We start from the raw sequence: 26716 nt of genomic DNA on the forward strand, positions 1-26716 counted from the left end.
TGCGCGCCAACGGTCCATCACAGCGTCACGGCGCCGCCGGACACGGTGAGCAGCGCGCCGGAGGTGTAACTGGCGCCTCCGGCGGCCAGCATCACGTAAGCCGATGCCAGCTCGGCGGGCTGCCCCGGGCGCCCGAAGGGGGTCTGCGAGCCGAAGTTTTCCACTTCCTCGGCGGCCATGCCGGCGGGAATGAACGGCGTCCAGATCGGTCCTGGCAGGACCGCGTTGACCCGGATGTGCTTGTCTGCCAGCAATCCGGCCAGGCCGATGGTGAGGTTGGCCACGGCGCCCTTGGTGGCCGAGTAGGGCAGGATGTTCGGGGTGGGCTTCTTGGAGTTGACCGATGCGGTATTGATGACGTTGCCACCGTTCTGCAGGTGGGGGACCGCCAGCCGCACCAGGTTGAACACGGCATGGACGTTGGTGTCGAACGTGCGCTTCCATTCCTCCAGGGTTATTTCGTCGAAGCTCTCGAAATATCGCTGGTAGGCGGCGTTGTTGACCAGCACATCCAGCCCGCCGAGGTCTTCCGCCACGCGCGCGATCAGCTGCTCGGCCTGTGCCGGGTCGCTGATGTCACACGGTATGAGCAGCGCCTTGCGGCCGGCCTGTTCGATAAGGCTGCCGATGCGCTCGGCATCGTCCTGCTCGGTGGGCAGATAGGCGATGGCCACGTCGGCACCTTCACGCGCGAAGGCGATGGCCACTGCAGCGCCGATGCCGCTGTCGCCACCGGTGATCAGCGCCCGCTTGCCGTCGAGCAGGCCATGGCCCTGATAGCTCTCTTCGCCGTGGTCCGGCGTGGGCTCCATGGGCCCGGTCTTCCCGGGAAAGCCCTGTTGCTGCGGTTTGAATGGTGGGCGGGGGTAGTCAGGAATGGCCATCGCGATCTCCGATCCAGTGAAAGGGAGTACCGATGCTGCGCGCGTGCCTGTAAATGGTTCGCCGATGTGGCGTCAGCATGGCGTCATAGCGGGTGAGCAATCGTCGTCATCAGGGCGTTCTCCGCCTGCCGCGAATCCAGGCGGGTGTGCTGCACGATGATGGGCTGATTGGAATGAATGAGCGTGGCGAACGGTGTTTCGCGCGGTACCTGCATCGGATCGTCGAGGTCATTGAAGCGCACGTGCCGTGTGCGTCGCGCGGGTACCTGGACCAGGTAAGGCCCGACAGGCTCACGATCCTCGAAGAACAGCAGCAGTTCCACCACGGCAGGCAGATCGCCGGGGTTGAGGATGCAGCATGTTTCGTGGCTTTCCAGCGCCGGCGCCGGGCCATTGCTCCAGCCCGGAATATAGCCTTCGGCGATGGCCCAGCGGCGATGCCCGTTGCATTCTGTTGTCATGTTCATGACGCCGTTTTAAATCGGGCTCTGTTGCAATGGTGTCAAATCAACAGGAGCGCGCCGTGATCGGTTTTCATGCTTCGCACGAACAATTCGCGCCGGCCACGTTGCTTGCGCTTGCACGGTGTGCCGTGGACAGCGGCTTCGACGCGGTGATGTGCTCGGACCACTTCCACCCGTGGGCCCGCCAGCAGGGGCAGTCGGGCCAGGCGTGGGCGTGGGCAGGGGCGCTGCTTGGCCAGGGGCCGGTGTCGCTGGGCATGGTCACCTGTCCTTTCGAGCGTTACCACCCGGCGGTGGTGGCCCAGGCGATCGCCACGCTGGAACAGTTCGCGCCCACCCTGGTATGGCTTGCGGTGGGCAGCGGCGAAGCCCTCAATGAAGCCATCACGGGTGCGCCGTGGCCGGCCAAGGCGAAACGCAACGCGCGCTTGAAAGCCTCTGCCGATGTGATCCGGTCCCTGTGGGCGGGCGAGAAGGTCAATCGCGACGGTGAGGTGCGGGTGCGCGATGCGCAGCTTTACAGCCGCCCGGCGACGCCGATACCGCTGCTGGGTGCCGCGCTGACGCCGGAAACGGCGTACTGGCTGGGCGGCTGGGCTGACGGCATGATCACCACCAGCATGCCGATGGACGCGTTGCGCGCAGTGGTTCGCGCCTTCGAAGCCGGCGGTGGCACCGGCAAGCCCCTTTACCTGCAGGTGAAACTCTCCTACGCACGCAGCCATGAGGCCGCGCTGGCCGGGGCGCGTGAGCAATGGCGGCAGAACGTGCTCAGCGCCGCCCAGAGCGAAACCCTTACCCAGCCAGAAGCCTACGAAGAACTGGGTAAACAGGTAACCGATGCCCAGCTTGCAGAGCGGGTGGTCATCTCGCACGATCCCGGCGTGCATCGCGCGCACCTGCAGGCCTATCTGGACATGGGCTTCCAGCGGCTGTACCTGCACAACGTCAACCTGGAGCAGGAACGCTTCATCGACGACTTCGCCTCGCAGGTGCTCCCCGGGCTTCAGGAGTCGCCGTTGTCCAGCAGCAGCCAGGCATAGCCGTAGTTCCGCAGTATCACCTCGTTGCCCTCAAGGTCGGCATTGCGCACCACTATGGGTCGCAGAACCCCGTCGACGTCCAACGCGATGCGGTGGTCTGCGCGCCCCAGGTTGACCAGCGTGACCAGGGCGCTGTCGCCAGTACGGAAACGCAGGCCAAGCACCGCCGGTGGCATGCCATCCATCGGCTCGGCCTGCTGCTCCAGCCACGGCAGCGAACGTCGTGCCTGCAACAGTTCACGCACCCGGCAGAGCAACGAATCGGGGTCGCTCCGCTGTGAGTGCACAGTGACCCGGTCGCCGGCCCAGCCCCGGGTGTAGCTGGCCAGCGGCGCCCGCCACGGCGGTGCGGGGCCGTCGCTGAAACCGGCCTGTGGACCGGGCGACCACTGCATCGGCACCCGCACCGCGTCGCGCTCGGGCAGGTCAAGGTCATCGCCAAGCCCGATCTCATCGCCGTAGCGCAACACTGGGACCTGGCCCAGCGACATCAGCACCGCATGGGCCATGGCCAGCGCGTCCACGTCATGGCCGAACATGGGCGCCAGGCGTCGGCGGATACCGCGGCCGTAGATGCGCATGCCGGGCTCAGGGGCGAAGCGGTCCATCACGCTGGCCCGTTCGGCCGGGCTGAGCTGTTCCAGGTCCAGCTCGTCGTTGTTGCGCAGCCACGCCAGTCGCGCCCGCGCCGGAGCGTCATCGTCGTACTCGGCAAGCGTTGTCGTGATCGCGCGGGCATCTTCCCGGGCGAACGCAAGGAAGAGGTGGTTGTTGAGGTGGAAGTCGAGCAGGTGCGACAGGCGTCGACCCTGGCACAGGTAGTCGCCGTACTGGTCGGCTGGCACGTCCGCCTCGCCGATCAGTATCGGTGCATCGTGGCGGGTGAGCGCCTGCGCCCGGATCTGTTCCAGCAACCAGCGTCCTTCGTCGCGCGGGTCGGCCAGCGCGGCCCGTTCCACCATGTAGGGCACTGCATCGATGCGGAAGCCGGCCACCCCGCGGTCCAGCCAGAAGGCAATGATGCGGCCCATCTCCTCCCGCACCGCGGCATTGGCCAGTTCAAGATCCGGCTCGTGGCGGTAGAAGCGGTGCTGGTAGAAGCGCGCGGCGTCGGCATCCCAGCTCCAGACCGATGCTTCCATGGGCTGGAACATCGGCGATGGACCGTCCGGTGGCGGCTGCTTCGCCCAGATATAGCGCGCCGACATTTCCGCATCGCCGCTACGTGCCTGGATGAACCAGGGGTGCTGGTCCGACGTGTGCTGCATGACCAGTTCCACGATGACGCTCATGCCACGCGCCGCAGCTTCCCGCACAAGCGTGTCGAAGCTGCTGAAGTCGCCGATGCGCGGGTCCAGCGCGCAATGGTCGATCACATCGTAGCCCCCGTCGCGTCCGCCATTGCGGTACGTGGGCAGCAGCCACAGGTGGGTGATGCCCAACCAGTGCAGGTAATCCAGTTTTTCGGTGACACCCCCCAACGTGCCCCAGCCGTTGCCGTCGCCATCGCGGAATAGGGCAACATCGAGTTGGTAGAGTGCCGTTGAATGCGGGGCCATCGCGCTGTCCATTGTCAGGAGCGTTCAGGGTGCGCGTCGCAGCGTTGTGGTGGCGTGCGCTGGATGTGTGCGGCACTTCCACGATCTTCAACGTGCCCTATGACGGCTCCGCCAGCAACGCCGGAATTCGAGCAGCGCCGGCAACACGGTCAACAGCAGGGCAGGGATCAACGCGAACATCCACGTGCCGGTGGTGGCCGAATCCGGGCCGAGGCTGACCCCCTCGTCGGATGGCGCAGGGGTCGCTGACAGCAACGGCCAGCCGATTGCCCCCAATGCGACCCACGGTGCGATGTCCAGGATGCTGTGCACGTGTTGTTCGAGCGGAACGATGGTACGCACCAGGAAGGCCGCGCGTGTGTCCCAATATCCGGCCAAGGCATGCAGGCACACGATGGCCAGCAGCACCAACCACAGCGCGGGGGTGGCCGCAAACAGCAGCCACAACAGGGTGCCCGTGCCCAGCAGCCCGATCTGCACCAGATGCAGCGATGACTCGCGCAGGCCTGACGTGACATCGATGGCGCTGCGCCGATGCAGGATGAAGTCGCCGGTCCCGGCGAGCAGCCAGAGCAGATACAGCCCATGCCAGAGGGTCATGTGCCGCGTCTCAATGACGGGTGCAGATCGCGCTCACCATTTCCCACAGCGCCGACGGAACGAAGGGCTTGCAGCAGACCGGATGGTCGCGGAAGCGCGCATCGATGGAGGCGGCGTCGTAGCCGGTGGTGAACAGGAACGGGATGTTCGATGCGACCAGCTGGTCGGCCAACGGATACGAGGTCTCGCTGCGCAGGTTCACGTCGAGCACCACGGCGTCGATGTCACCGTCGTGCTCGCTCACGTAGCGCTGCGCCTCGGCGAGCTTGCCGGTGATGCCCAGTACCTGCGCCCCCGCAGACTCGAGGAAATCGGACACGCTCATCGCCAGCAGGTAATTGTCCTCGACGACATACACCCTGCACCCGGCCAGAATGCTGTTGTTCATTTCATCCTCCCGCCTGGCGGCCCCCCGGTCCGCCGATAGCTGTCAATGTGTGTGGTCGTAAGGCACTTCGATGCTGCAGAAGACCCCATCGCTGGCATATTCCAGCCGTGTCTCGGCGTTGAGTGTGTGGGACATGGCGTGAACGATAAGTTGCGTGCCAAAGCCGATGCGTGAAGGCGCATCGTAAATAGGTACGCCGGTTTCCTTCCACGTCAGCGCAAGCCATTGTTGGCCCTCGTTCTCCTTCAGTTCCCACTGCACCAACAGCTGTCCGCCGTCCACTTTGAAGGCGCCGTACTTGGTGGCATTGGTGGACAGCTCGTGAAGCGCCAGGCTGAAGGTCTGCGCCATGTCGAAGCTCAGTGCAACGCTGCGCCCCCTCATGGTGACCCGCTCCATCGGCACACCCAGCGAGCCAAGCTCTGTGCGGACCATCTCACCCAGATCGACCTCGCCTGCCAGGGTGCCGCCCAGAAGGCTCTGCGCGCGCCCGAGCGCAGCAAGGCGCAGGCCGAAGTCGGCCACTCCCTCGCCCTTGCCCAGCGTACGCAGTGCGATGGCCTGCACGATACCCAGCAGGTTGCGGGTGCGGTGCTGCAGTTCCGCAATGAGGACCTGCTGGCGCTCTTCCGAGCGCATCAGGGTGGTTACGTCCAGGAAGGTCACCACCACACCGTTCGAGCGCTCGGCGGCATCCACGTAAGGGCCCACCCGCACCAGATAACTGCAGCCACGATCCGGGCAGGAGGCGCGGCGTTCGATCATCACCTCTTCCTTCAGCACCCGCTTCAGGTCGGCGTCGAAGCCAGGCAATGCCACGCGCACCGACAGGTCGGTGATGGGACGGCCAAGGTCGCTGTTGCGGATGTTGAATATGGATTCCACCGCAGGCGTAAACGAGCGGATCGCCAACCGTTCGTCCAGGAACACCGTGGCCACTTCGGTGGCGCGGAACAAGTTGACCAGATCGCTGTTGGCACGGTCCAGGGCCTCCAGCTTGCCGTGCAGTTCCGCGTTGACGGTATGCAGTTCCTCGTTGACCGACTGCAGCTCCTCCTTGGAGGCCTCCAGTTCCTCGTTGGTGGACTGCATCTCTTCGTTGACCGACACCAGTTCCTCGTTGGAGGACTTCAATTCCTCCAACGCGGTCTCGTATTCCTCGATCAGCGACTGGAGGCGGTCGCGCGTTTCATGCAGCTCGCGCTCGGTCTGCGAGTGATGGTCGGCCCGGCCGCCAGACTGTCCCACCATGCGGTCGGAGGCCTCTTCCCTGGACAGCGCTGGCCCTTGGTCCACGAACAGCACCAAGAACAACGCTTCGCTGCCGATGCGCTCGTTGAGCGGCTCGATGATCATGTTGACCAGCTGGACACGGCCGTCCTCGACTTCCACCGGGAGCCCGCTGCGGTGGGCGCTGCGCCCACTCTCCACAGCCTCGCGGAAGATCGTACGCAGATCCAGCCGAAGTTCACGCCGCGCCAGGGTCAGCAGCTGTCGCGTGGGTGCGCCGGCGGGCACTTCCAGGTACTTGCCGGTCCGCCCGGAGAAATACACCACGTCACCGTCGCTGCTGACCACTACGTGCGGCGGCGCATAGCGATCCAACACCTGGGTTTCTGCGCTGTGCCGCATCGAGCCCGCTGGCGGCAGCCTGCGAGTGCTGCCTTCAACGGCCGCCTGCTGGCGGGGCAGCACCAACGACATGGGCAACCTCACCGTTGGCGTGGACCCGTTGCGACGCCGGAAGATCCGGTTGCGCTTGTCCACTGCCACGAACAGCTCGTCGAACTGGCTGAGGTTCTCGGCCGTGCCCAGGAACAGAAAGCCCTCCGGACGCAGCGCGTAGTGGAAGGTGGGAATGACCTGCGCCTGCACGTCCGGACCGAAATAGATCAGCAGGTTGCGGCAGGAAACCATGTCGATGCGCGAGAAGGGCGGGTCGCGGATGACGCTGTGGGGGGAAAAGATGCACAGCTCGCGGACCTGCTTGGAGACCACCATGCTCTCGCCGTCGGCGATGAAAAAGCGGTCCTGACGTTCCTGGCTGACCGAACTGAGCAGTGGCCGCGGGTAGCGAGCCGTCCGCGCGACCGCCAAGGCGCGGTCGTCGATGTCGGTCGCAAACAACTGTACGCGCGGCGGCGACTGCAGCGTATCGATGTGCTCAAGCATCAGAATGGCCAACGAATAGACCTCCTCGCCGGTGGCACATCCGGGTACCCAGACCCGAACGGTGTCCTCGGGACCACGCGCGGCCAGCAACTGCGGGATCACTTGCTCTTCAAGACTCTTGAATGCGTCCTTGTCGCGGAAGAAGTTGGTCACGTTGATCAACAGATCCCGGAACAGCAGGCCGGCTTCCTGCGGGTCTTTGCGCAGCACCTCGACGTAGGCGCCCAAGTCGCGCAGCCCCAGCACCTGCATCCGCCGGTGTACGCGGCGCAGGAAGGTGCGGGTTTTGTATCCACTGAAATCGTGGCCCACCTGGCTGCGCAGCAGCATGTAGATCTCGGCGACCGAGTCGGCGTCCTGTGCCGAGGAGCGCTGCGTCTGGGCGCTCTCGATGGCCTGGTCGAGCATGCTGATGTTCGCCGCGAACTCGGCGATCTTCGGCCCCATCGCCTCGGCCGGCAACGCGAAATCCACAAAGCCGAGCTGGATGGCCGAATCGGGCATGTCCGGGTATTGCGGGCCGAAGCCATCGGCCACCTGCGCCAGGGTCATGCCGCCCTTTTCCTGGATGGCCTTCAGGCCCAGCGTGCCATCCGCATCGCCCCCGGACAGGATCACGCCCACCGCCAGCGCCTGCGCGTCATCGGCAAGTTCGCTCATGAAGATGTCCACCGGCTTCGGCTCGCGGTGCCCCTCCAGGTCACGCAGCGTCAGCGTGCCGTGTTCGATGCCAAGCACGCTGTCCTCTGGCATCACGTACACATTGCGGGGTTCGACCACCATGCCGGCCGCGGCCTGCACTACCGGCAGCGGCGTGAACCGGGCCAGGATTTCCGGCAGCAGGGTCGTGCGTGAAGGATTCAAGTGGGTCACCACCACGAACGCCATATCGGTATCGGTGGGTACGCCGCGGAAGAACCCCTCCAGCGCCTCGACGCCGCCGGCGGATGCGCCGATGCCGACGATGTGGAATTTCACTGCTGCCGCCATGTGGCGATGCGCCCGGAATAGGAGAGGATTGCTCATGCTCGCCGCCGCTTTCGGGTGTGTCAACCAATTCGACAGCCCTGAACACGTGGGTACGATGGTTGCGATAAACGGTTTACGTGACAGGTGGGAACGCGGGCCATGAATGACGTAGAGGGCGCGTGACGATATGTGAGCGTCGCCTTGATGAAATCGTGACGCGGCCACGACCCGGTGTACGACCACAGCGGCCGATAGTGGGGTCAATCCAAGGCTGAAGGACGCGCCCCATGAACTGCACTCCCCAATTCCGCACGGCTACCCCCCGTGTTACCCGCTTGGAACTGACCGAGCTCTACGTAGGCGGCGATACCGTCGCCGTTCAGCTGGATGGCTTTCCCTGTGACGCCTGGGCCCAGGCGCTCACGGACGTCCTTTCGCAGGATCCGGCACTTGCCGCGGTAACCGCCACCATCGACGGTTGCTGGGTGCATTTCACCGGCGTGTGCACCTGCACCGGACCGCTTGCGCCACAGCTGCTTGGTGTGGTGCGGGCCGCCGGTGAGCGGGCCTACACGCCGCGCATTCTCCGGCCGGCGCACGGCGCGGTGCAACGCGCAGGCCACGCGCTGGCCCCCTGCTGAATCGCGCCGTCCCTGCCCATGCAACATGACGCGAGGAAGGATTCGATGCACGCCGCTGCGCCTGGTCCGTTGAACGGCGAAGTGCATCACGGGGCGAGCGACGCGCTTGCAAGGAAGCCACGATGCGCGCCCGCCGATTGGTTTCTGCAGTCACTGATCAGCCTGATCAACCACCGCCCCCACCTGCGGCTTGGTGTCGTACTGCACGTGGGCGGAATGGCGGTGAGTGGAACCATGGTCGCCGGCACCGCTTACTTCGAACGCTTTGCGCGTGCCTTTCCGGACGCACTGGACCTGGTCGACCAGGCGCAGCGGCAGACAGCGCACGACAGTATTGCCATGCACGCAGCAAGGTATGGAATGCGCAACGCGGATGACAGTGTGGATCCACCTGATTACGTTCATCTGATCGATGCGCAGGTGATCCCGCGTGTATCGGAAGGCACGGTCGATGCGCCGGTCGGCGTGCCATTGTGGAGGGGCAGGGTGCACGCGGTGGATGGCTTCCAGCTACGTTGCCGTAGCGCAGTCCCGGATTCCGGCAGGGGGAACGATCCCTGAGCCAGGGCGCTTGCTGCGGCGCGTGACTGGCATGCAAAGAACGCGAGCGCACGAGTCACATGTTTGTCGCGTTTGTTTCACGGGCCTTCCATCAGGTCCAGCAGTAAATTCCACGCCAAGGGCACACGTCCGGATGCAACAGGACGGGCGCAGTGTCCACAACGATTTTCGGCACCACGCCGTGGCGTTCGTTTCCGGTCCCGTTTGCTCCCCCTACCCGAGAGTGCTCCCATGTCGCGCCTGCGTCAGCCGTGCCTGCCTGTTTCTCCGTCCGTGCCGCCGCCTGCCTTTGCCGAGGCCTGCTCCCACGCGCAGCTGGACCACCGTCGCCCTGACTCGCCGTCAGTGGATGCGCAACTTCAGGCGGCGCGCCGCGCGCTGTTTGTCACCTCGGAGATGGCCGACTTCATCAAGGCCGGCGGGTTGGGTGATGTGGCCGCCTCGCTGCCACGCGCGCTGCGTGGCCGCTCCGATGTGCGCGTACTGATTCCCGGTTACGCGGCGGTGCTTGCAGGTGTCCCGGTGCTGCGCAGGGTGGGGCACGTACCCGGGATCGCCGGTATTCCCGCCTGCGACATCGGGGAAGCGATGACCGGCGACGGCCTACCCGTGTACGTGCTGCTCTGCCCGACGCTGTACCAGCGCGACGGCAGCCCGTATGTGGATGGCAGCGGCCACGACTGGGCCGATAATGCGATCCGGTTTGCCGCGCTGTCACGGGCGGCGGCGATGATGGCCTGCGGCGCTGTCGGCCTGGACTGGGTGCCGCAGCTGTTGCACCTCAATGACTGGCCCTGTGCCTTGGCGGCTGCCTACCTGCGCTGGCAGCACTCGCCCGTCCCGGCGCTGTTGACCATCCACAACCTCGCGTACCAAGGGTTGTTTCCGCTAGCGGCGGCATCGCTGCTGGGGATCACGGCTGAACAGCGCGACAGCATCGTCTTCCATGGGCAGTTGTCATTCCTGCAGGCCGGCATCGTTCATGCCGACCAAGTCAATACGGTGAGCATCAGCTACGCGCGCCAGATCACCGGGCCCGAGCAGGGCTGCGGACTGGACGCGTTGCTGGCCCGGCATGCGGACGGCGGGCGGTTGAGCGGCATCGTCAACGGGATTGACAGCAGCTGGGACCCGCGCCACGACCAGCACCTGTGCGAACACTTCGACCTGCACCGATGGGCTGGGCGCGCGGCCAACAAACGCCGGGTGCAACAGCGGTTCGGTCTACCACATCGCGAGGGGCCCCTTTTTGCCGTTGTGTCGCGACTGGTGCATCAGAAGGGCGTGGATCTCAGCTGCGCGGTAGCGCCGCAGATCGCTGCAGCCGGTGGCCAGCTGGTGATCATCGGCGGAGGTGAGCCGATGATTGAGGCACAGGTGGCCGCCCTGTCGCGTCGGTACCCGACCTGTGTCGGCGTACAGCCGGGCTTCGACGAAGCGCTGGCGCGGCAGATGTTCGCCGGCGCGGACTTCCTGCTGATGCCCTCGCGTTTCGAACCCTGCGGTCTGAGCCAGATGTACGCGCAGCGCTTTGGCTGCCTGCCCATTGCGCACGCCACCGGCGGGCTCATCGATACCATCGAGGATGGCGTCACTGGCCTGTTGTTCGACCAGGCCGAGGCCGATGCCTTGCGTCGCTGCGTGCAGCGCGCTTTCCGCATCCATCGCATCCCCGAGCTATTGGCGGCCATGCGTCGGGCGGCGATGCTCCGGCCCAGCAGCTGGGAGACGGCCGGTACGCATTATCTGCACCTGTATGACCGGGTGATGGAGCGCTGCGCATGAGCGAGGGCGCACCAGGCGTCTACGACGGCGGCCCGGCCCATCCACCGCTGGGTGCGGGCGCGGCCCTGGCCGGCAACGACGAGGCCTTGAACGCGGTGGCCCAAGGCGCACCCTGCGATGCGTTCGCCGTACTGGGGCCGCACCGCGTGGGTCCCGGCTGGCGGTTGCGGGTCCTCATGCCCGGGGCGGCCAGGGTGCAGGTCCGGCATCCCGGTGGCGGCTGGATGGCGTTGGCGCCCGGCCCGTTACCCGGTCTGTTCGAGATGGACGCGCCCTGTGCACCTGGCAGCTTGCTGCGGGTGCACTGGTCGGACGGCCGATGCCAGCAGTTCGAGGACGCCTATGCGTTCGGGCCGCAATTGGACGACGCTGCAACGCAGCGTTTGCGGGCCGGCGATCCGGACGTGGTACGGCAGTGGCTGGGCGCTCACGCGACCTGCTGCAACGGTGTATCAGGCATCCGTTTCGCGGTCTGGGCGCCCAATGCGCAGCGGGTGGCACTGGTCGGGGATTTCAATGGCTGGGATGCGCGCCGCCTGCCCATGCGGCTGCACCCTCACGCTGGCGTGTGGGAGCTTTTCGTGCCCGGCCTGACGGTTGGACAGCACTACAAGTACGTCCTCACAGCCGGCGACGGCAGCATGGCGCTCAAGGCCGACCCGGCGGGGCGTGCGTACGAACTGCCGCCAGCGACGGCCTCGGTGATCACGGGCGCGCAGCCTTACGCGTGGCATGACGCGGACTGGTTGGCGCAGCGGAAGCCGGCCGTGGGCCAGGCCATTGCGATCTATGAGGTCCACGCAGGTTCCTGGCGCCGCGACGCGCAAGGACAGCCGCTGGACTGGTGCGCACTGGGTGACCAGCTCATCCCCTACGTTAAGGCGCTGGGCTTTACCCACATCGAATTGCTGCCCATCAGTGAGCATCCTTTCGGAGGCTCCTGGGGCTACCAGCCGCTGGGGTTGTTCGCCCCGACTGCGCGGCACGGTCAGGCGCATGACTTCGCGCGGTTCGTCGACCGCTGCCATCAGGCAGGGCTTGGCGTGATCATCGACTGGGTCGGCGCGCATTTCCCTGCCGATGCCCATGGCATGCAACGCTTCGATGGCACCGCGCTGTATGAGCATGACGATCCCCGGCTGGGCGTCCACCCGGACTGGAACACGCTGATCTACAACTATGGGCGCGCGGAAGTAGGTGCATTCCTGATCGCCAGTGCGCTGGAATGGATCGAGCGCTTCCATGTCGACGGGCTGCGCGTGGATGCCGTGGCATCGATGCTCTACCGTGACTACAGTCGCCCGGAGGGCCAGTGGTTGCCCAACGCCCTGGGCGGCCGTGAGAACCTGGAAGCGGTGGCATTCCTGCGCCGCTTCAACGACGCCATCGCCGCACGCTTTCCCGACGTACTGGTGATGGCCGAGGAATCCACGGCATGGCCGGGTGTGACCGCGCCGACAGCCGACGGTGGCCTGGGCTTTACCCACAAATGGAACATGGGCTGGATGCACGACATGCTCTGCTACCTGGAGCGCGACCCGATCCATCGCAGCCACCACCATGGCGAGATCACCTTCAGTGCGCTGTATGCCTTCTCTGAACGCTTCGTCCTTCCGCTATCGCACGACGAAGTGGTACACGGCAAGGGTTCATTAGTGGGAAGGATGCCCGGTGACCGCGCTCAGCAGCTGGCCAACCTGCGTGCCTGTTACGGGTTCATGTGGGCTCACCCGGGCAGCAAACTGCTTTTCATGGGCGGTGAATTTGCCCAGCCGACCGAATGGAACCATGACGGGCAGCTGGACTGGGCCGTAGCCGCCGAACCCGGGCATGCAGGCGTGGCGCGACTGGTGGCCGACCTGAACCGGTTGTTGGCGACTGAGCCGGCCTTGGCGCAAGGCAATGACGATGAAGCCAGCTTTGAATGGAGCGTCGGCGATGATCGCTGCAACAGTGTGCTGGCGTTCCTCCGCCGGCCGTCGTGTTCAGGCGCCACGCCGCTGCTGGTGGTCTGCAACTTCACCCCGGTCGTGCGCCACGGCTACCTGGTGGGCGTGCCTGCCGCAGGCGGGTGGGACGAGGTGCTCAACACCGACAGTGCGTTCTACGGCGGCAGCAACATCGGGAACGGAGGCCGCCTGCATGCGGTCGAGCAGCCGATGCATGGCCAGCCCCAGGCGCTGTCGCTGACGTTGCCACCGCTGGCGACGGTGTACCTGAGGCCACGCCCATGAGCACCGCACAGCGATGGGGGGCCTGGCCACTGGGCGACGGCCAGTGGTCATTCGCCCTGTGGGCACCGGCAGCCCAGCGCGTCGAGCTGATCCTGGAAGGCGAAGCGCTGCCGATGCCGGCCATCGGCGACGGCTGGTTCGCCACGCAGCTTGCGGCCCACGCGGGCGCCCACTATCGCTTCCGCATTGACGGCAGTATCAGCATTGCCGACCCGGCTTCGCGCTGGCAACCGGAGGGGGTGTGCGGCCCAAGTGCCCTGCTGGCAACCGACTACGCTTGGCAGCACCCGTGGCGCGGCCGTCCTTGGCGCGAGGCGGTTATCTACGAGCTGCATGTCGGTGCGGCCGCGGGCACCTACGCGTCGGTTGGTGAGCAGTTGCCCGCGTTGGCGGCGTTGGGCATCACGGCGTTGGAGTTGATGCCCGTGGCCAGCTTTCCGGGCAACCGCAACTGGGGCTACGACGGCGTGCTGCACTACGCACCTGCGGCCGCTTACGGTGACCCGGCCGACCTGAAGGCACTGGTGGACCGCGCGCATGGTCTGGGCATGATGGTGCTGCTGGATGTGGTCTACAACCACTTTGGCCCGGAGGGCAATCCGCTTTCGGCAGTGGCGCCGGCGTTCTACCGCACCGATGTGACAACCCCCTGGGGGGATGCGATCGACTTCCGGCAGCCGGCGGTGCAGCGCTATTTCATCGATAACGCGTTGATGTGGCTGGACGAATACCAGTTTGACGGCCTGCGGCTGGACGCGGTGCATGCGATACAGCCGCGCAGCTTCCTGCATGCGCTGCAGGCGCAGGTGCGTGCCGCTCTGCCGGGGCGCCACGTGCATCTGGTGCTGGAAAACGAAGACAACCAAGCCTCACTGCTGGCCAATGGCTTTACCGCCCAGTGGAACGACGATTTCCACAATGCCCTGCATGTCCTGCTCACCGGCGAGGACGAAGGCTACTACCGTGATTACGCCGATGGCCCCGCCGAACACCTCCGGCGTGTGTTGGCCGAAGGCTTCGCCTGGCAGGGCGAGGTCAACCATGCCGGACGCCGCCGCGGTGAGTCGAGCGCCGGCCTGCCGCCGGAGCGGTTCGTGGTGTTCAGCCAGAACCACGATCAGGTAGGTAACCGGGCGCATGGCGAGCGGCTGGTAACGCTGGTGGGACAACGCCGTGCATCGCTTGCGGTCGCATTGACCGCGCTGACGCCCATGGTGCCGTTGTTCTTCATGGGCGAGCCCTGGGGGGCGTCGACGCCCTTCCTGTTCTTCACCGACTACCGTCCTCCGCTTGACGCGGTGGTCCGCGAAGGCCGCCGGGCCGAGTTCGCCCCGTTCAGCGCTTACCAGGACAGCGCCGAGCGTGCGGCAATTGCGGACCCCAACGCGGTTGCCACATTCGAGCATTCGCGCTGCGCCTGGCCCGCGGCCGATGACGCAGATGCGGCGGTGTGGCTGGACTGGTTCCGCGCCCTGTTGGCCATCCGCGCGCGGTGGCTTTCGACCGCCAGCCACGTTGCATCGCTTGATGCCCACCTGGTGGCGCCGCGCGCGCTATGCGCCGGCTGGCAGGTGGATGAGCAGCAGTGGTGGTTGGCGATCAACGTGGGCAGCGACGAGGTGCAACTGACGCCTACGCCGGGCGACGTGGTATTCCGCATTGGCGCGCCGCTGCCGGATGGACGACTGGCCCCTGACTCGCTCGTCGCATGGGTGGGCCCCCTGCCATGATCAATGTGCCTTCGCTCTCCGAACTGGCCGGCGCCGCTGGCCTCTGTTGCACCTGGACCGACGTGAATGGCCAGAGCCGACGCGTGGCCGACGCCACCTTGGCCGAGGTACTGCGGGCGCTTGGGCTCCCGGCCACAACCGCGGCTCAGCGTCGTGAGGCAATGCACCAGGCCGTCGGGAGCGTAGCGCCGCCGCTGCGGACGTGCCAGGTACAGGAATGGCTGGAGATCGGGGCGGCCGAGGCGGCCTGCGAATGGCAGCACGAGGACGGCAGCTTGGTGGCCGGGCGGACGGACGCAGCAGGCAGCGTGCAGGCACCTGGCCGCCCCGGCTACTGGCTGTTGCGGCAGGGCACTGCCGAACTGCGTGTAGCGGTGGCACCGCCGCGCTGTTTCGGCATGTGCGATGCGCTGGGACCGCAAGTACGGGGCTGGGGCCTTGTACTGCAGGCCTACGCTGCGCGTGGCGAGCATGACGCCGGGATGGGCGATACGGCTGCCTGCGGCGAATGGGCGTGGCGCGCCGCGGGCGCCGGGGCCGACGCACTGGCGCTGGGGCCGGTGCACGCCGCCGGTGGGATTGATGCCGGGTTCAGCCCCTATTCCCCGAGTGACCGGCGCTTTCTGGAACCGTTGTATGCCGCGCCGGTCGAGCTGCTGGGGGATGGCGCGCGCGCGGTGCTGATGGGCGACCCGGATCTGCGCGGCGAACTGGAGCGCCTTGAGCAGGGCGACTATATCGACTGGCCCGCAGCCGCGGCGGCCAAGTGGCGCTGGCTGGCCCGGGTCCACCGCGCCTGCGGGCAGGCTGCGCCCGACGTAATGACGGACCTGCAGCGCTATGAGCGCGACGGCGGACCGGCACTGGCCGCACACGTCGCCTTCATGCATACCCGGCATGGCCACAACCCGGCCGTGTACCTGTTCGCACAATGGCTTGCCACGCGGGGCTGGCAGCGCGTGCACGATGGCGCACGGCGTGCCGGCATGAAGATCGGGCTGATCGCCGACCTCGCCATTGGCTTCGATCCGCACGGTGCCGAGGCCCATGCCGCGGGCGACACGGCACTGCACGGGCTGTTGCTGGGCGCACCGCCAGACCCGTTCTGTGCGGCGGGCCAGGTATGGGGCATTACCAGCTATTCCCCGACAGGGTTGGCCAGCCGTGGCTTCCTGCCCTTCATCCAGTTGCTGCGTGCGGTCATGCATGATCGCGGCGGGGTCCGTATCGATCACATCCTCGGGTTGCAGCGGTTGTGGGTAGTGCCCGGCGGCGCGGACGCGGGGGAGGGCGCCTACCTGCGCTATCCGGTACGCGATCTGCTCAACCTGGTTGCGATCGAGTCCTGGCGGCAGCGCTGCATCGTCATCGGGGAGGACCTTGGCCTGGTGTCGCCGGACATCCGCACGCTGTTAGCCAAGCGCGGCGTGCTGGGAACCGACGTGCTTGCCTTCTGTCGTGACGCCGCCGGCGCGTTCCTGCCCCCGCAGGCGTGGCGCCGCGATGCGGTGGCCATGACAGGCACTCACGATCTGCCCACCCTGGTGGGTTGGCGGCGGGGCTGCGACCTGCGCTGGCGTGAGCGGCTCGGGCAGCTGGACGCGTCCACGCTGCGCCACGAACAAATGCAGCGACGGCATGACGTGGCACAGCTTGATCGTGTGCTGCCGATTGGATCCCACAAGGATGCCGCTGCCGTCCGGCTGGCTGCTCTGCGCCATGTGGCGTCCAGCGCGGCGCCGCTTGCGTTGGTGCCGGTGGAGGACGCGCTGGGCCTGGATGGGCAGGTGAACCTGCCAGGCACCGTCGACCAACATCCCAATTGGCGCAGACGCCTGCCACGGCGTCTGGGGGCAGCCCTGCAGGAGGCGATGGCGTGCATGGCCGAGGTGCGCGGGAGGAACAGTCCATGACGCCGGTACGTGCGACCGCGCGGCTGCAGTTGCATGCCGGGTTTACATTGGCCGACGCTGCTCACCAGGTGGACTATTACGCGCGCCTTGGCATCAGCCATCTGTACTTGTCGCCGGTGACGCGCGCCGTTCCCGGGTCCACCCACGGTTACGATGGCGTGGACCCGACCACGGTGAGCGATGCGCTGGGCGGGGAGCCGGCGTTGCGCGCGCTGTCCCGCCAGGCTCGTGCGCACGGCATGGGGCTGGTGCTGGATATCGTGCCGAATCATCTGGCCGCCCATCCGGACAACCGCTGGTGGTGGGATGTACTGGCGCACGGGCGCGGCAGCCGCTACGCCAGCTGGTTCGACATCGACTGGCGGGCGCCCGGTGCCAACGGCCGCGTCATCCTGCCCGTGCTGGACCGCCCGCTGGCGGCCGCCCTGGATGACGCCGTGCTGCGGCTGGCCACGCGCGATGGCGGGGTGGTGCTCATGCATCACGACGTCATGCTGCCGCTGACCCTGCCCATGTCGGCGGAGGGTGCCGGCGGCGACGCTATCGCGGCGCGTTGCGCGGCCCTCAATGCGCGGGTATCGAGCGCAGACCCGGACTGGCGCGCATTGCTTGAGGCGCAGGCTTACCTGCTTACTTGGTGGCGCCAGGGCGACGACCGGCTGAACTATCGGCGTTTCTTCACCATCGCCAGCCTGGTGGCACTGCAGGTGCAACACGAGGATGTGTACCAGGCGGTGCACCGTCTGCCGTTGTCGCTGCTGGAAGCCGGGATCATCGACGGTCTGCGTGTGGACCATGTCGACGGATTGGTGGACCCGCGTGGCTACCTGGCGCGGCTTCGCCGGGACATGGCGCAGGCCTGTGCGGGGCGGGGGACTTCGCCACTGTTGTGGGTGGAGAAGATCCTGGCGCCGGACGAATCGCTGCCTGACGACTGGTCCTGCGACGGCACCACCGGCTACGACTTCATGGACCAGGTATCTGCGTGGCTGCACGACGCACGCGGGCAGACACCGCTGGCCCGGCATTGGCACCGCGCTTCCGGACGACCGTCGTGCTTTGCCACGGTTGAACAGGCGTGCAGGCGCGAGGTGTTGCAGACCGGCCTGCGCAGCGAGCGGGATGCCACGCTGGCCGTGGTGCGTCGCCTCGGCCGCGCTGGCCACCTGGACACTGCAGCGCCGGGCGCGCCGGTGGTGGAGCGCGCCATGACCGAGCTGCTGGTGCATTTCCCGGTGTATCGCAGCTATGTGCATGGTCGGCGGCACGGCCCAGGTGATCGCGCGAGTTGGGCGCAGGCATTGGAGGCGGTCGAACGAAGCACGCCCGAAGACACGGCGCTGGTGGCCCGGCAGCTGACAGACTGGTTCTGGGGTGACGCGGAGGCGCCCGCACAGAAGCGCGCGCGCGACCGGTTGCGTCGGCGCATCCAGGCATTGAGCGCTCCGCTGAACGCCAAGGCGGTGGAGGACCGCGCGTTCTACCGCCATGGCGTACTACTGTCACGCAACGAAGTGGGCAGCGACCCGGACCGGTTCGCCCTCGACACGGCGCAGATGCACGCCTGCGCCCTCGCCAGGCGCGAACGCCACCCCTACGCACTGCTGGCCACCGCCACCCACGACCACAAGCGTGGCGAGGACGCGCGGGCCCGGTTGGCCGTGCTGTCGGAGCGACCGCCGTGGTGGGTGCGGCAGACCGGCGTGCTGCGGCGTCTGGCTACGCGCAGCGGCATGCCGTTGCCCCCGCCGGACGTAGAGCAGATGCTCTGGCAAACGCTCGTGGGCGCATGGCCGGTAACGCCGGTCGACATGTCGTGGTTCACCGCGCGCATCGTGCAATGGCAGGCCAAGGCACTGCGTGAGGCCGCGCTGCACTCCAGTTGGGCCGATCCTGTGGAAGCGGTGGAGCGGGATGTGAAAGCGTTCGTGGAGGGCGTGCTGCTTTCGCCGCGCGGCGAACCGATACGGCGGCGTCTGCACCTCTGCGTCAGCGCGGTGGCGGCGGCCGGCGCGCGCAATGCCCTGGCCCAGACCGCGCTGCGGCTGACCTTGCCGGGAGTGCCGGACCTGTACCAAGGCACCGAAGGCTGGGACCTGTCGCTGGTGGATCCGGACAACCGCCAGGACGTGGACTACCCGCTGCGCCGCGGCTGGCTGGACGACACACGCACGTGGTCGCACCTGCTCCAGCACTGGCAGGACGGCGCGGTGAAGGCGCGCCTGGTGCAACGGTTGTTGGATTGCCGGGCACAGCAGCCCGCGCTGTTCGCCCAGGGCGACTACCAGCCCCTTCAGATCCCCGCGCACGTGCCGCTGCTGGCATTTTCCCGCCAGCACGGCCAGGTGCGGCTTCTCGTGTTGGTGGCCAGGCACACTCATCGCAGCCCCGCAGTACTCGGTGCCGGGCTCGCCGACTCGCACTGCCGCGGGGCGGCGCTGCAGGTTCCACCGGGCCGGTATCGCAACGTGCTGACCGGCGCCACGATCGACGCCGGGCGACGGCCCGTGCGCCTGCGCACCTTGCTGGGCGGCAGCCCGGTGGCCATTTACCTACGTTGACAGGAGACCCATGGACGACGTGCAGAAGCAGTACCGGACCCAGGAGCTGGCCAGGCAGATCTGGGAAGCCGAAGGGCGACCAGACGGGCAGGCCGACCGGCATTGGCGCATGGCAGAGCAACTGGTCGCCGCCGAAATCGAAGCGGCCCAGCACGACCAGGCGCCGCAGGCATGACCCGCGCCGCCGTGGGAGCCCGTTCACGCGTGCGACAAGGTCAGCCGTTTCCGCTGGGTGCCACCTGGGACGGTATGGGCGTGAACTTCGCCCTGTACAGCCGGCACGCCACCAAGGTTGAGCTGTGTCTGTTCAACGCACGTGGCCGGGAGGTGGAGCGGATCGCACTGCCTGAATACACCGACGAGGTGTGGCACGGCTACCTGCCCGATGCCCGGCCCGGCATGCGCTACGGCTACCGGGTGCATGGGCCGTATGCGCCGGATGCCGGACACCGGTTCAATCCGCACAAGCTGGTGCTCGACCCTTACGCGAAACAACTCGTGGGCGACATCAAATGGGCGCCCCATCTGTTCGGTTACACGATCGGGCACAAGGACGCCGACCTGAGCATGGACCGACGCGACAGCGCGCCGTACATGCCACGATGCGTGGTGGTCGATCCGGCCTATACCTGGGGGCGTGACCGGCGACCCTGTACGCCCTGGGACCGGTCGGTTATCTACGAAGGCCACGTGCGCGGCCTGTCGATGCAGCTGCCTTCTGTGCCGGACGCCCTGCGGGGACGGTTCTCCGCCGTGCACGCCGATGAACTGGTCGACCACCTCCGGTACCTGGGCGTGACCGCGCTGGAGTTGTTGCCCGTGCACGCACACGTCGATGATCAGTATCTGGTCGAGCGTGGTCTGAGCAACTACTGGGGGTACAACACCCTGGGTTTCTTCGCCCCCCACCCGGGCTTCCTGTCCGGAACGGACATCGCCGAGTTCAAGCAGATGGTCGCCGGGCTGCACCACGCCGGGCTCGAGGTGATCCTGGACGTGGTCTACAACCACACCGCCGAAGGCAATGAACTGGGCCCGACCCTGTCGTTCAAAGGCATCGACAATGCCAGCTACTACCGGCTTGCCGACGACCGCCGTTACTACATCAATGACACCGGCACCGGGAACACCTTCGACCTGACCAACGCCGGTGCATTGCGCATGGTCATGGACTCGTTGCGATACTGGGTGCAGGACATGCACGTGGATGGCTTCCGCTTCGACCTGGCCACCATCCTGGGGCGCGAGCACGCCGGTTTCGACCCCTCCAGCAGCTTCCTCGACGCGGTACGTCAGGATCCCGTTCTGAGCCAGGTGAAGTTGATTGCCGAACCATGGGATATCGGGCCGGGCGGCTACCAGCTGGGCCGGTTCCCGCCGGGCTGGTCGGAATGGAACGACCGGTTTCGCGACACCATGCGCGCGTTCTGGCGGGGCGACGAAGGACAGTTGTCGGACTTCGCCACACGGCTGATGGGCTCGGCCGATCTGTTCTCGCACCTCGGGCGCCGCCCGTCGGCGTCGGTGAATTTCGTTACTGCACACGACGGATTTACCCTGCACGATCTGGTCAGCTACAACGACAAGCACAACAACGCCAATGGTGAAGATGGCCAGGATGGCAGCGACAACAACCTGTCGTGGAACCATGGCGCGGAGGGTCCCACCGACGACCCAGACGTGCGCGCGCTGCGCCAACGGCAAGTACGCAACCTGTTGGCCAGCCTCATATTCTCCCAAGGGACGCCGATGCTGCTGGCCGGCGATGAATTCGGACATGGACAAAACGGCAACAACAATGCCTATTGCCAGGACAACCCGTTAACATGGTTGGACTGGGAGCGCGCCCAGAACGCGGAAGGTCGCTCGCTCAGCGCGTTCGTCCGCCGACTGCTGGCGTTGCGACGCCGCTACCCCCAGTTGCGTCGCAGCCGCTTCCTGCAGGCACGCGACGCGCACTCTGAAGAAGGCGTGCACTGGTACCAAGCCGACGGGCAGCCAATGACCGTGGACGACTGGAATCATCCCCAGGCGCGCAGTCTGATGCTTGAGATGCCCGCAGCGTTGGACGCCGGGCAGACGCCCCGCCAGACAAGCCTGCTGTTGTTGATCAATGCGGGCGCCACAGATCAACGGTTCATGCTGCCAGCGCTGGATACCGGTCGTTGGAAGATCATGATCAGCAGTGCGGCTGCGGCGACGGAGATCGGCGACGACGGTTCGGTCGTGTTGGTCGACCGCGCGCTGATGCTGCTTGCACGACGTCATGCTGCGGAACGCTGAAGCGTCCGTGTCATGATGTCGTGGACTACTGCCGCGTCCGGTATCGCGTTTCGTCCTCATGCGCTCGACGGGGTTTTCAAGCATCGCGCTCTACGCTGGATACGTCGGCAGTCCCGCCGACTTCTACGCTAGGAGAACGAAATGGCAAACAGCAACAACCAGTCCAATCGTGGCTTCGCTGGCATGGACGAAGACAAGCAGCGTGAGATCGCCGCGCAGGGCGGTCGCGCCGCGCACGAGTCTGGCAACGCGCATGAATTCACTTCTGAGGAAGCACGCGAAGCAGGTCGCAAGGGCGGCGAGGCCGTGAGCCAGGACCGCGAACACATGTCCGAGATCGGCCAGAAGGGCGGTCAGCAGCGCCAGGACGATGGCGGCAACCAGGGCAACAATCAGGGTAACAACCAGGGTAACAACCAGGGTAACAACCAGGGTGGTCGTCAGCAGGGCGGTCGCCAGCAGAAGTAACCCCTGAGCATCACCCGTTGGCCCGGCACCGGGAGCGCAATGGCTCCGGTACCGGGCCTTTTCTTTATGGCGAACGCTAATTCAGTTGTGGAGGCCCTAACACCTTCTGCACCGGATGGACACGGTGTATCCACCGTCTTTTGGCAGTCGGTTGACAACGCGTCCTGCAAGCTGGACGTCCTTCTAGGGAGAATAGTCACCATGACCGAGATCAAGGAAAACCTGTTGGACTGGCTGCGCGATGCTCATGCCATGGAGCAGCAGGCAGAGCAGATGCTGAAGGCACAGGCGGGTCGCATCGAGCACTATCCCAAGCTGAAGGCGCGTATCGAGGAGCACATCCAAGAAACGGTGGGCCAGCGTGAGCGCCTGGAGCAGTGCATCAACCGCCTGGGTGGCTCGCCCTCCATTCTCAAGGACACGTTGGGGAAGATGGCCGCTGTGGGGCAGGCGATTGGCGGCATGACCGCTTCGGACGAGATCGTCAAAGGCGCCATGGCCGGCTATGTGTTCGAGTGTTTCGAAATCGCTAGCTACACGTCGCTGATCGCTGCGGCGCGGACCGCCGGCGAGCATGAGGTGGCACAGGTGTGCGGTGAAATCCTAGTCCAGGAAGAGGCGATGGCTGCTTGGCTGCTTGAGAACCTGCCCGACGTCACCGAGGAGTTCCTCGTGCGCGACGGTACCCCGGGCGTCACCGCCAAAAAATAGTCCATTGCTACACCGCGTATAGGCGCGTGTATGTACGCCTATCGCACTGAAAAGTTACAGGAAGAACCCCGGCATGACGCCGGGGTTTTTCGTTTCTTATCCCTGCAGCGTTGCGTGAACGATGCATCAGCATCCGCGCGCACGGCATCATCCAACCCCCACATTGCTTCGACGGGCCTGCACGCATCGCACGCGCATTGTCATGCGACCCGGGACGCCCCGGTGACACCCGAGAAGGAGACCGAGATGTTTCTTCACCACAAGAAGTTGATGTACACCGTTCGCGTGCGCCAGAGCGACCCGGCACTGGCGACCTTGATGCTGGAACAGTTTGGCGGTCCACAAGGCGAACTTGCCGCTGCCATGCGCTACTTCACCCAGGCGCTTGGCGAGTGCGACCCCGGGCGCAAGGATATGTTGTATGACATCGCTACGGAAGAGATCAGTCACCTGGAAATCATCGGCACGATCATCGCCATGTTGAACCAAGGCCCGAAGGCGGTGCAGTCCGAGGCCATGGCCGAGGTCGAGGAAATGCGCACGCTCGGCCAGAACAGCACCAGCCATACCGAGCAGATCCTCTACGGCGGTGGACCCGCGCTGGTCAATTCCAGTGGCGTGCCGTGGACGGCGGCCTACGTGGATTCCATTGGTGAGCCCACTGCGGACCTGCGTTCGAACATTGCCGCCGAGGCACGCGCGAAGATCGTCTACGAGCGGCTGATCAACGTTACGGACGATCCCGGCATCAAGGACGCCCTCCGCTTCCTGATGACGCGGGAGGTGGCCCACCAGAAGTCGTTCGAAAAGGCGCTCTACAGCATCAACCCCAACTTCCCGCCTGGCAAGCTGCCCGGCGATCCTGCGTTCACCGACCTGTACATGGACATGTCCCAGGGCGAAGGCGATCGTGAGGGCAGCTGGAACAGCGGCGACTTGTGGGAACGCGTGAGCGACCGCGACGCCCAGGCTGCCCTGGATGGCGGCGATGGATCTTTCTCCGTGGGCCTGACAGCCGCAGAAAAGGCAGCGGTCGAGGAGATGACAACGCGCACGCTGTCCAATCCGGCCGTACAACCGCCCACTGGCGCCGAACTGGGCGCAGGCGTGGGAGCGGGGGCCGTGCTGCGCAGGCCGCGGGAGCCCTGATCAATTCCTGGCGGACGCCGGGTGCGGTCACGCACCCGGCAGGGGACAGGGCACGCTGGAATGGCCGTCCGGTGGCGGGCTCCGACGCGTATGCGGCGCCGACCCGCAATCGCTGTTTCATCCACCCGGAACGAACACCGCCCGAACGCAGCCGTCCTTCTTGTGCTTGAACAGATCGTAGCCGCGAACGGCGTCTTCCAACGGCATCCGGTGGGTGGCCATGAAGCGGGGCAGCAAGCTGCCCTGCTGCGCCAACGCCAGCAACCTCGGCAGGTAGCGCTGGCCGTGCTGCTGAGCGGTGCGTACCGTAATGCCCATATTCATCAACGTGCCCAGCGGGAACTTGTCCATCAGCCCATACACGCCCAGCACCGAGAGCGTTCCGCCTTTGCGACAGGCCATCACAGCTTCGCGTAACGCCTGGCCGCGGTCGGTGTGCAGGTGCAGGGCCTGCTTGACGCGGTCATAGGCATGGCCAAGCCCCTTACCATGCGCTTCCATTCCCACCGCGTCGATGCAGGCGTCGGGGCCATGGCCGCCAGTAAGCTCGCGTAGTGCATCCGGCACGCTGTCCACGGCGCTGTAGTCGATGATCTCGCTGCCCACGATGTCACGCGCCATGACCAGCCGTTCGGGCAGCCGATCAATTCCGATCACCCGTTCGGCGCCCATCAGGCGTGCGCTCTGCTGGGCCATCAACCCGGCCGCCCCACATCCCCACACCGCCACGATGTCCCCGGGCCGGATATCGCAGAAGTCCGCACCCATGAAGCCGGTGGGTCCGGCATCGGACAGGAACAGCGCGTCTTCGTCGCTGACCCCGTCGGGCACCGGGAAGCACCCGACATCCGCGTGGGGAACGCGGATATAGTCGGCGTGCGACCCCGCGTAGCCCCCAAACGCATGTGTGTAGCCAAAGATACCGGCGGTGGGATACCCAAGCGCGGGTTCCTGCAGGTGCCCGTTGGGGTTGGTGTTGTCGCACAGGGAATACTCGAGGCGCCCACAATGCCAACAACTGCCGCAGGATATGAAGGAGGGGACCACGACGCGTTGGCCCGGACGCACGTCCGTCACGGCCGGCCCGGTGTCTACCACGGTACCCATGAACTCGTGGCCGATGATGTCGCCTTCGCGCATGCCGGGGATGTAGCCGTCGATGAAATGCAGGTCAGAGCCGCAGGTGGTGCTCAGCCCGACCTTGATGATGGCGTCGCCTGGCGCAACCAACACCGGGTCCGGGGTGGTTTCCACGCGTAGCTCGTTGACGCCGTTCCAGCACAGCGCTCGCGTCGGTAACTCCTGTTCGGCCTCAGCGTGCGGCCGGGTTGGACGTCAGGGAGGGGATCTCGCCACTTTCGAGCAGCGCGCGAAGCCGTCTCAGAATCTGACCGGCCAGCGCACCCGGCGGCGGATCAAGCAGCCGGGTCAACAGACCTTCGATCAGGCCGTCTGGCGCATAGCGGACGCGCAGCTCAACTTCGACCCCAGGGCGGTGCGCGCAGGGCCGCACCGCAAGTGAGATGGCAGCCTGAGCGCCATCATCTGTTTCAAGCACTTGTTGCACCAGCATGGTTGATGGTGCGTGCGTGCGCAGGCGAACAACCGGATGCCGGCCCAACGGCGCGGTCAGCCGCCACAGACTGGCCTCGCTGCCCAACTCGACGAGCTCGGCAGCGCCGGCAAACAACTGGCGCTGTACCTTTGGGTCGCACCATGCGGTCATGACCTGCGCCACGTCGGCCTGGATGGTCAGGGCGCGCATGATCAGAGCGGGGTCGGTCGCCTCGACGTTGCGCGGATCGGGAACATGCATGGCGTGCTCCGTAAGTGTCAGTCAGCCGCTGTCGCGTTGCCCGCCAGACGCTCGGCCCGCGCAAGGTGGTCGGCGACATGTGTGCGCGTTTCCTTGAGGAACGTGCGCAGATCGGCCTGCGTGGCGGCCGGGATGATCACGGTGTCCAGCGTGTCCAGTGCCTTGCGATGATCTGTCACCATGGCGCTGAGGTAGGCGGCATCGAAGGCAGCGCCTTGTTGCCTGGCCAGCGTCGCCGCCTCGGCCTGCGCTTCGGCGGCCTTTGCCTGTGCCGGGGCGCTACGCTTGTCAGGCTGCCAAGCCTCCAGCGCGCGCTGGTTCTGCGTGTGTTCCTGGATCATGGTCTGGGCGTACTGGCGGGTGGCTGCGTTCTGACCGCGGGCAAGCGCGAGCTGCCCGGCGTTGACCTCTGCCTGGTTGATGGCGGCCAAGACGCCCAATGCTTGGCGCTGGCGCAGCTCGCCCGATGGGTTGGCGCCGGTTGTGGCGTGGGTGGACGTGCGTTCTGCAGGGCGTGGACTCGGGGCGCTCTGTGCATTCAGCGCACCGGCGACCACCAAGCCGAGAACGACGGAGGTAACGCGCAGGCGGACGGTGTAGGACATGGCACATTCCCATCGATGAGGAGTGTGGATCCTGCCGCGACAGGCGCCAAGGCCATGAGACGCTCCCGTGTTCGTGCAGGTAGAAGCCGTCGACGTCATCGTCACGGGCGGTTCACCGCGCCGCCTGCGTCAAATTCAAGTGATGGACAGGGGCGGTGGGATTCGCATGAGCACGACGCC

The 26716-nt window shown here is 66.1% G+C and carries 22 protein-coding genes; 13 read left to right on the plus strand and 9 right to left on the minus strand.

What is annotated here, in order from left to right:
* Nucleotides 1–17 precede the first annotated feature (17 nt).
* Nucleotides 18–884 (minus strand): SDR family oxidoreductase, encoded by an 867-nt coding sequence (locus tag ABE571_RS06940; RefSeq protein ID WP_346493429.1) that lies wholly within the window; start codon nucleotides 882–884, stop codon nucleotides 18–20.
* 83 nt (nucleotides 885–967) lie between these two features.
* Complete coding sequence (locus tag ABE571_RS06945; protein WP_346477612.1) at nucleotides 968–1345, minus strand: sensory rhodopsin transducer; 378 nt, start codon at nucleotides 1343–1345, stop codon at nucleotides 968–970.
* Between the two features lie 62 nt (nucleotides 1346–1407).
* Here ABE571_RS06945 and ABE571_RS06950 point away from each other — a divergent pair, with 62 nt between their 5' ends.
* The gene (locus tag ABE571_RS06950; protein WP_346493430.1) at nucleotides 1408–2391 is read left to right on the plus strand and encodes a TIGR03885 family FMN-dependent LLM class oxidoreductase; all 984 of its coding nucleotides are present in this window, start codon (nucleotides 1408–1410) and stop codon (nucleotides 2389–2391) included.
* Here the strand turns inward: ABE571_RS06950 and ABE571_RS06955 are convergent.
* The 4 genes from ABE571_RS06955 to ABE571_RS06970 form a co-directional block, all read right to left on the minus strand.
* Nucleotides 2355–3950: an alpha-amylase family glycosyl hydrolase gene (locus tag ABE571_RS06955; protein ID WP_346477610.1), complete on the minus strand. Its 1596-nt coding sequence runs from the start codon at nucleotides 3948–3950 to the stop codon at nucleotides 2355–2357. The genes ABE571_RS06950 and ABE571_RS06955 overlap by 37 nt on opposite strands.
* A gap of 87 nt (nucleotides 3951–4037) precedes the next feature.
* Nucleotides 4038–4550 carry a hypothetical protein gene (locus ABE571_RS06960; protein WP_346477609.1) on the minus strand — a complete coding sequence of 171 codons (513 nt, stop codon included), beginning with the start codon at nucleotides 4548–4550 and terminating at the stop codon, nucleotides 4038–4040.
* Nucleotides 4551–4560: 10 nt separating this feature from the next.
* A complete protein-coding gene (locus ABE571_RS06965) occupies nucleotides 4561–4938 on the minus strand; it encodes a response regulator (protein ID WP_346477608.1) in 378 nt (125 codons plus the stop codon).
* A 42-nt stretch (nucleotides 4939–4980) separates the two neighbouring features.
* Nucleotides 4981–8304, minus strand: a complete 3324-nt coding sequence (locus ABE571_RS06970; protein WP_346493431.1) for a CheR family methyltransferase — start codon at nucleotides 8302–8304, stop codon at nucleotides 4981–4983.
* Between the two features lie 62 nt (nucleotides 8305–8366).
* On the opposite strand from ABE571_RS06970, the gene ABE571_RS06975 reads away from it, so the two are divergent.
* From ABE571_RS06975 to ABE571_RS07030, 12 genes are all read left to right on the plus strand, one after another.
* Nucleotides 8367–8720 carry a hypothetical protein gene (locus ABE571_RS06975; RefSeq protein ID WP_346493432.1) on the plus strand — a complete coding sequence of 118 codons (354 nt, stop codon included), beginning with the start codon at nucleotides 8367–8369 and terminating at the stop codon, nucleotides 8718–8720.
* A 45-nt stretch (nucleotides 8721–8765) separates the two neighbouring features.
* Entirely contained in the window at nucleotides 8766–9281 is a 516-nt protein-coding gene (locus tag ABE571_RS06980) for a hypothetical protein (RefSeq protein ID WP_346493433.1), read from the plus strand.
* A gap of 63 nt (nucleotides 9282–9344) precedes the next feature.
* The gene (gene glgA / locus ABE571_RS06985) at nucleotides 9345–11066 is read left to right on the plus strand and encodes a glycogen synthase GlgA (protein WP_346477604.1); all 1722 of its coding nucleotides are present in this window, start codon (nucleotides 9345–9347) and stop codon (nucleotides 11064–11066) included.
* Complete coding sequence (gene glgB, locus ABE571_RS06990; protein ID WP_346493434.1) at nucleotides 11063–13300, plus strand: 1,4-alpha-glucan branching protein GlgB; 2238 nt, start codon at nucleotides 11063–11065, stop codon at nucleotides 13298–13300. The genes glgA and glgB overlap by 4 nt, the downstream gene beginning before the upstream one ends.
* On the plus strand, nucleotides 13297–15030 hold the full coding sequence (treZ, locus tag ABE571_RS06995) for a malto-oligosyltrehalose trehalohydrolase (RefSeq protein WP_346477602.1): 1734 nt from the start codon (nucleotides 13297–13299) through the stop codon (nucleotides 15028–15030). Before glgB ends, treZ begins: the two co-directional genes overlap by 4 nt.
* A gap of 83 nt (nucleotides 15031–15113) precedes the next feature.
* Nucleotides 15114–16943 (plus strand): 4-alpha-glucanotransferase, encoded by a 1830-nt coding sequence (gene malQ, locus ABE571_RS07000; protein WP_346493435.1) that lies wholly within the window; start codon nucleotides 15114–15116, stop codon nucleotides 16941–16943.
* Nucleotides 16940–19504: a malto-oligosyltrehalose synthase gene (gene treY / locus ABE571_RS07005; RefSeq protein WP_346493436.1), complete on the plus strand. Its 2565-nt coding sequence runs from the start codon at nucleotides 16940–16942 to the stop codon at nucleotides 19502–19504. The genes malQ and treY overlap by 4 nt, the downstream gene beginning before the upstream one ends.
* 10 nt (nucleotides 19505–19514) lie before the next feature.
* Nucleotides 19515–19679, plus strand: a complete 165-nt coding sequence (locus ABE571_RS07010) for a DUF2934 domain-containing protein (RefSeq protein WP_141056944.1) — start codon at nucleotides 19515–19517, stop codon at nucleotides 19677–19679.
* Complete coding sequence (glgX, locus tag ABE571_RS07015) at nucleotides 19676–21787, plus strand: glycogen debranching protein GlgX (RefSeq protein ID WP_346493437.1); 2112 nt, start codon at nucleotides 19676–19678, stop codon at nucleotides 21785–21787. The genes ABE571_RS07010 and glgX overlap by 4 nt, the downstream gene beginning before the upstream one ends.
* Before the next feature lie 141 nt (nucleotides 21788–21928).
* The gene (locus tag ABE571_RS07020; RefSeq protein ID WP_346493438.1) at nucleotides 21929–22255 is read left to right on the plus strand and encodes a KGG domain-containing protein; all 327 of its coding nucleotides are present in this window, start codon (nucleotides 21929–21931) and stop codon (nucleotides 22253–22255) included.
* Nucleotides 22256–22456: 201 nt separating this feature from the next.
* On the plus strand, nucleotides 22457–22966 hold the full coding sequence (locus ABE571_RS07025; RefSeq protein ID WP_346477598.1) for a ferritin-like domain-containing protein: 510 nt from the start codon (nucleotides 22457–22459) through the stop codon (nucleotides 22964–22966).
* Nucleotides 22967–23212: 246 nt separating this feature from the next.
* Nucleotides 23213–24115 (plus strand): manganese catalase family protein, encoded by a 903-nt coding sequence (locus ABE571_RS07030; protein ID WP_346477692.1) that lies wholly within the window; start codon nucleotides 23213–23215, stop codon nucleotides 24113–24115.
* Between the two features lie 117 nt (nucleotides 24116–24232).
* Here the strand turns inward: ABE571_RS07030 and ABE571_RS07035 are convergent, their stop codons facing one another.
* Genes ABE571_RS07035 through ABE571_RS07045 form a run of 3 tightly spaced genes read right to left on the minus strand, consistent with a single transcriptional unit; the run spans nucleotide 24233 to nucleotide 26536 of the window.
* Nucleotides 24233–25369, minus strand: coding sequence for a zinc-dependent alcohol dehydrogenase (locus tag ABE571_RS07035; RefSeq protein WP_346493439.1), 1137 nt, complete (start codon nucleotides 25367–25369; stop codon nucleotides 24233–24235).
* 58 nt (nucleotides 25370–25427) lie between these two features.
* Nucleotides 25428–25931, minus strand: a complete 504-nt coding sequence (locus ABE571_RS07040) for a hypothetical protein (protein ID WP_346477596.1) — start codon at nucleotides 25929–25931, stop codon at nucleotides 25428–25430.
* Between the two features lie 17 nt (nucleotides 25932–25948).
* Nucleotides 25949–26536, minus strand: coding sequence for a DUF4142 domain-containing protein (locus ABE571_RS07045; protein ID WP_346477595.1), 588 nt, complete (start codon nucleotides 26534–26536; stop codon nucleotides 25949–25951).
* Between the last annotated feature and the right edge of the window lie 180 nt (nucleotides 26537–26716).

Source organism: Stenotrophomonas sp. TWI273 (assembly GCF_039674765.1).
Classification (GTDB): domain Bacteria; phylum Pseudomonadota; class Gammaproteobacteria; order Xanthomonadales; family Xanthomonadaceae; genus Stenotrophomonas.

Excerpts from the sequence above, each read along its gene's own strand:
- ABE571_RS06940 (WP_346493429.1), bottom strand. The coding sequence starts at position 884 with ATGGCCATTCCTGACTACCCCCGCCCACCATTCAAACCGCAGCAACAG.
- ABE571_RS06975 (WP_346493432.1), top strand. The coding sequence starts at position 8,367 with ATGAACTGCACTCCCCAATTCCGCACGGCTACCCCCCGTGTTACCCGC.
- glgB (WP_346493434.1), top strand. The coding sequence starts at position 11,063 with ATGAGCGAGGGCGCACCAGGCGTCTACGACGGCGGCCCGGCCCATCCA.
- ABE571_RS06965 (WP_346477608.1), bottom strand. The coding sequence starts at position 4,938 with ATGAACAACAGCATTCTGGCCGGGTGCAGGGTGTATGTCGTCGAGGAC.
- ABE571_RS07025 (WP_346477598.1), top strand. The coding sequence starts at position 22,457 with ATGACCGAGATCAAGGAAAACCTGTTGGACTGGCTGCGCGATGCTCAT.
- glgX (WP_346493437.1), top strand. The coding sequence starts at position 19,676 with ATGACCCGCGCCGCCGTGGGAGCCCGTTCACGCGTGCGACAAGGTCAG.
- ABE571_RS07045 (WP_346477595.1), bottom strand. The coding sequence starts at position 26,536 with ATGTCCTACACCGTCCGCCTGCGCGTTACCTCCGTCGTTCTCGGCTTG.
- ABE571_RS07020 (WP_346493438.1), top strand. The coding sequence starts at position 21,929 with ATGGCAAACAGCAACAACCAGTCCAATCGTGGCTTCGCTGGCATGGAC.
- ABE571_RS07010 (WP_141056944.1), top strand. The coding sequence starts at position 19,515 with ATGGACGACGTGCAGAAGCAGTACCGGACCCAGGAGCTGGCCAGGCAG.
- ABE571_RS07040 (WP_346477596.1), bottom strand. The coding sequence starts at position 25,931 with ATGCATGTTCCCGATCCGCGCAACGTCGAGGCGACCGACCCCGCTCTG.
- ABE571_RS07030 (WP_346477692.1), top strand. The coding sequence starts at position 23,213 with ATGTTTCTTCACCACAAGAAGTTGATGTACACCGTTCGCGTGCGCCAG.
- ABE571_RS06960 (WP_346477609.1), bottom strand. The coding sequence starts at position 4,550 with ATGACCCTCTGGCATGGGCTGTATCTGCTCTGGCTGCTCGCCGGGACC.
- treY (WP_346493436.1), top strand. The coding sequence starts at position 16,940 with ATGACGCCGGTACGTGCGACCGCGCGGCTGCAGTTGCATGCCGGGTTT.
- ABE571_RS06980 (WP_346493433.1), top strand. The coding sequence starts at position 8,766 with ATGCACGCCGCTGCGCCTGGTCCGTTGAACGGCGAAGTGCATCACGGG.
- treZ (WP_346477602.1), top strand. The coding sequence starts at position 13,297 with ATGAGCACCGCACAGCGATGGGGGGCCTGGCCACTGGGCGACGGCCAG.
- ABE571_RS06945 (WP_346477612.1), bottom strand. The coding sequence starts at position 1,345 with ATGACAACAGAATGCAACGGGCATCGCCGCTGGGCCATCGCCGAAGGC.
- ABE571_RS06955 (WP_346477610.1), bottom strand. The coding sequence starts at position 3,950 with ATGGCCCCGCATTCAACGGCACTCTACCAACTCGATGTTGCCCTATTC.